Below are 4596 nucleotides of genomic sequence, written 5' to 3' on the forward strand. Positions count from 1 at the left end.
CGAGGTCGGCGGTCTGCAGCCGGGTCAGCGCCTCGACACCGTGTCCGTGCTCGATCTCGTGCGCGGTGCCCTCGGCGGCGATGATCCGGACCGATGCGTCCAGCAGTTGATTGCCGTGCGTGTGATCGCCGTTGGAGTGGGTGATCAGCGCGTCGGTGATGGGAGCCGAAGCGGTGATCGGCCGCATCGCGTTGAGCATCTCGCGGGTCAGTGCCAAGTCGAACAGCGTGTCCACCAACAGCGACGCCCCGTCCCCGGCGACCAGACCGGCATTGCTCCACCCGTAGCCACCATCCGGCAGGGTCCAGGCCCACACCCGATCGGCGACGTCGTGCAGCCCTCGCGTGTAAGGGACTCGGGCCGGCGCCGGATTGAGTGGCCGCTGCGCGGGCGGGGCATCCGGATTCGGCCTCGGCGGCAGCGGAATTGGCGGCGGACTGGCTCGGACGGTCTGGCGCGTCTCACCCAGCCCGGCGACGCGGAGCGTGACGACGTCGCCGTCGGCCAGCCACCCCGGGAAAGAATCCGGCTTCGTCAAGTGCTCCACCAGCGTGCAGGTAGGCACGGTGCCCGAGCCGATCACGTCACCCGGTTGCAGCGACACTCCTCGGGATGCATAGGAGATGACTTCGCCAAACGACCAATCCATCGTCCCGGTCGAGCCCTCGCCGATCACCGTGTCGTTCACCAAGGCGGTCACCGGCAGGCTCAGCTTGCCGTCGCGGCGATACGGTTTCAGCTCGTCGGCGGTGACCAGGTAGGGCCCGAGGGTGACACCGCTGTCTTTGCCCTTGGCCTGCCCGATTCGTAGCTGACCCTCCAGCGCCTGCAGATCCCGCGCCGACCAGTCGTTGAAGATGGTGTAGCCGATGATCGCTTCTTCGGCCTGCGCGACCGACAAGTCCTTCCCACCGATTCCGATCACCGCCGCGATCTCCAATTCGAAATCCTGCCAAACACTCCCGGGAGCCATCGGCGCATCGTCGTAGGGTCCCAACACGGTCGACGGGCAGGCGAAGTAGAACGCCGGGATGCGGTACCAGGCATCGGCGAGCAACCGACCGCCGCCCATGGCCTGTTGGCAGTTGCGCATGTGGTCCAGAAAGGACAGCGCGTCACGGATGGAGGGCGGTCGAGGGATCGGCGCGGCCAGTGACACCCCGCCGAGATCGACCACCTCGGCGGGCGAACGCAACGCCGCCTCCCCCGCCGACCGCAATCCTTTGGGGCCGCGGGCGATCAGCCCGAGCAACGTCACATCGGCTGGCAGCCCATAGATCTCATCGCCGGCGAGCACTCCGGCGCGCAAGCCGTCAGGGCTTCGATACGTCACCCACTTCATTCGCGCACCACCTCACTGGGATCCTTGTCCGGCCGCAGTCCCCGCCAACTCGGCTGGCGCAACCGGTCGTCGGGGGTCCACTCGCTGTAGCGCACCTCGCCCACCAATCCGGGCTTGACGAAGGTGACGCCCTTGGCGTCGCGGGTGGGAAGCCGGGTGCGAAACGGTGACTCCTTGGTCTGCAAAGGAGTAAGCGTCTTCTTCAGCTCGGCCAGGTCACGTTCGGTGAAGCCGGTGCCGACGCGGCCCGCGAATGTCATTCCGTCCGGCCCGGGTATCCCGAGCACCAGTGACCCGATCCCGCTGCTGCGCCCGCCTTCACCGGCTCGCCAGCCGCAGATCACCACTTCCTGGGTGTTCCAGTGCTTGTCCTTGATCCACGACGCCGACCGCCGACCCGGCTGATAGCTGGAATCGCGCTTCTTGGCGACGACGCCTTCCCAACCTTGTTGACCCGAATACTCCAACGCCTGAGCGCCGTCACCGGGCAGCAAGTCCGGCACGATGAGATCGATGCCGCTGGCCAGCGTCTCGAGCAACCGTCGCCGATCCTGATACTTGGCCCGCAACAGCGAGCGGCCGTCCAGATACAGCACGTCGAACGCCCAGAACTCGATGCGCGTGGCACGCACCCGGTTCTGCATCTGGTGGAAGTTGGGCACACCGGCTTCGTCGAGCGCGACGATCTCACCGTCGAGCACCACATGATGGTCACTCAGATCGGCTGCCACCGAACGCAACTGGGGATATTCGCCGGTGACGTCGCGCCCGCTGCGCGAGCGCAGCCGGACCGCGCCGTGATCGGCCTCGACGAGCAGGCGGTAGCCGTCCCATTTGCCCTCGAACGCCCATTGCCCCGCCTTGAGCCCGGCGACTGAACCGTGCGATGCGAACATCGGTGCCAGCGAGTCGAATTCGAGCACCTTCTGGTCCTTCATCCGGTGCGCCAGCCATTGATTGCCGTTGGTCTGGATCAGCGCGTAGCGCCCCGAGATGCGGTTGCCGTGCAGTGTCACGATCACTTCGTCGTCGAGGAACTTCTCAGCCTCATAAGTGCCGGCATCCCAGATGATCACTTTGCCGGCGCCATACTCTCCCTTGGGGATGTTGCCTTCGAACGAGCCGTACTCCAGTGGGTGGTCCTCGGTGTGTACGGCCAGGTGATTGACCGAAGTGGTCTCCGGCAGGTTTTTCGGCACCGCCCAGGAAACCAGCACCCCGTCACGCTCCAGCCGGAAGTCGTAATGCAGCCGGCGGGCGTGGTGCTCCTGAATGACGAACGTATTGTTCTGTCCGACAGCGGGTCTGGTGCCAGGCACTGGTTCGGGAGTCTTAGCCGCATCACGCATGCTGCGGTATTTGGTCAGCCGGTCCGGCACCGGCGCGTCGACGTCCAACGGGGCCAGCAGGTCACCGTCGCGTGCGACGCGTTCCAGCACCTCGTCGTAACGCAAGTGACGCAGGTCGGGGTCTTCCAGTTCTTCCCAAGTGCGTGGCGCCGCCACCGTCGGATGCTCGCGCCCACGCAGCGAGTAGGGCGCGATGGTGGTCTTCGCACCGTTGTTCTGGCTCCAGTCCAGAAAGATCTTGCCCGCCCGCAGGCTCTTGGTCATGGTGGAGGTAACCAGCTTCGGCATGGCCTTCTCCAGTTGCTGCGCAACGCGTTTGGCCAACACCGTGGCGCCGGTGCTGCTCACCGGCTCGTCCAACGGCGTGTAGAGGTGTAACCCCTTGCTGCCGCTGGTCAGCGGAAAGGTGGTCAACCCGATGTCGGTGATGAGTTCCCGGACGGCATGCGCCACCTCGCACAGCTGCGTCATTGTCACGCCCTCGCCAGGATCGAGGTCGAATACCAAACGCGTTGCCGGGCCGGGCTTGAGCCCTTCGGCGCCCTTACGCGTCCATTCGGCGACGAACCGCCACTGCGGCACATGCACCTCCAGGGCCGCCTGCTGAGCGATCCAGGCCAGTCCCGCCTCACTGTCGATGATCGGATACGTCGTCGTACCGGACTTGTGGGTGACGCTGGCCCGCGGCAGCCAATCCGGCGCCGACGAAGCCAACTGCTTCTCGAAGAACGACAGTTCGTCGACACCGTTGGGCCACCGCTTGCGGGTTGCCGCGCGCCCCGCGATGTGCGGAACCATCACCTCGGCGATCCGCGTGTAGTAATCGAAGATGTCCCGCTTGGTGGTTCCGGTGGCCGGATACAGCACCTTGTCGGCGTTGGTGAGCTTCACCCGCTGCTCCGTCGCCGAGGCCATATTGTCAACGTAACCTGTTCGGATGGCGCGTGGGCTGGTGGTTGGTGAAGCCCTGATCGACATCGTGCACGCACAGACCACCACCGAATACGTCGGCGGCAGCCCGCTGAACGTCGCCGTCGGGTTAGCCCGGCTCGGGCGCGACGTCGACTTTCTCACCCGCATCGGCGAGGACGCTTATGGCCGGCGCATCCGTGACTACGTCGAGGCGGCCGGCGCACGACTGGTTGGCGGGGCCGAAGCGACCGCCCACACCGCGACCGCGGTGGCGACCATCGACGCCGACGGTTCCGCCAGCTACGCCTTCGACCTGGACTGGCAGCTGTCGGGCACCCCGCCCGTGCGGCCGCCGCTTTTCGTGCACACCGGATCGATCGCTGCGGTACTCGAGCCGGGGTGTCTGGCCGTGGCGGCCCTGCTCGACGCCTACCGCGTGTCGGCCACCATCACCGTCGATCCCAATGTGCGTCCCTCCCTGACCGCGGACCGCGACTTGGCCCGCGACCGCATCGACCACCTCGTCGAACGCAGCGACATCGTCAAGGTCAGTGAGGAGGATCTGCGTTGGCTCAACCCGCACCAGGACGCCGAACACACCGCCCGGACGTGGTTGGCCTCCGGACCCGCGCTGGTCGTGCTGACGCTGGGCGATCGCGGCTCGATCGCGTTCTGCGCGGCCGGCGAGATCCGGGTACCGGCCAGGCCGGTGAAGGTGGTGGACACCGTCGGCGCCGGAGATGCGTTCATGGCCGGCTTACTCGACGCGTTGTGGGCACAGCATGTGCTGGGCGGGGACCGTCGCGCCCAACTGCGCGCGATGGGTCTCGAGACGTTGCAGACGGCGCTGGACACCGCGACGCTGGCAGCGGCGCTCACCGTGCAGCGCGCCGGCGCCGCACTACCCGATCGCGCTGCCCTCGACGCGGCGCGCACTGGCTAAAACCTTCACGCCCTACGGCTTTACGCGCGATTACCTCACGCGCCGGGCGG

The 4596-nt window shown here is 66.6% G+C and carries 3 protein-coding genes; 1 reads left to right on the top strand and 2 read right to left on the bottom strand.

Features of this window, described 5'->3' with window-relative positions; all coding sequences use genetic code 11:
- Together A9W95_RS07995 and A9W95_RS08000 are read right to left on the bottom strand one after the other, a co-directional pair.
- The coding region (locus A9W95_RS07995; protein WP_067410545.1) for a fumarylacetoacetate hydrolase family protein at positions 1–1342 on the bottom strand (1342 nt) is incomplete at its 3' end.
- Entirely contained in the window at positions 1339–3606 is a 2268-nt protein-coding gene (locus A9W95_RS08000; RefSeq protein ID WP_067410548.1) for an ATP-dependent DNA ligase, read from the bottom strand. The genes A9W95_RS07995 and A9W95_RS08000, both read right to left, overlap by 4 nt.
- Before the next feature lie 22 nt (positions 3607–3628).
- Here A9W95_RS08000 and A9W95_RS08005 point away from each other — a divergent pair, with 22 nt between their 5' ends.
- Positions 3629–4546: a carbohydrate kinase gene (locus A9W95_RS08005; protein ID WP_067410551.1), complete on the top strand. Its 918-nt coding sequence runs from the start codon at positions 3629–3631 to the stop codon at positions 4544–4546.
- Positions 4547–4596 lie beyond the last annotated feature (50 nt).

Source organism: Mycobacterium sp. 1423905.2, assembly GCF_001673155.1.
GTDB lineage: Bacteria > Actinomycetota > Actinomycetes > Mycobacteriales > Mycobacteriaceae > Mycobacterium.

Bases quoted from the DNA above. Each gene is read 5' to 3' on its own strand.
- A9W95_RS08000 (WP_067410548.1), bottom strand. From the start codon at position 3,606: ATGGCCTCGGCGACGGAGCAGCGGGTGAAGCTCACCAACGCCGACAAG.
- A9W95_RS08005 (WP_067410551.1), top strand. From the start codon at position 3,629: ATGGCGCGTGGGCTGGTGGTTGGTGAAGCCCTGATCGACATCGTGCAC.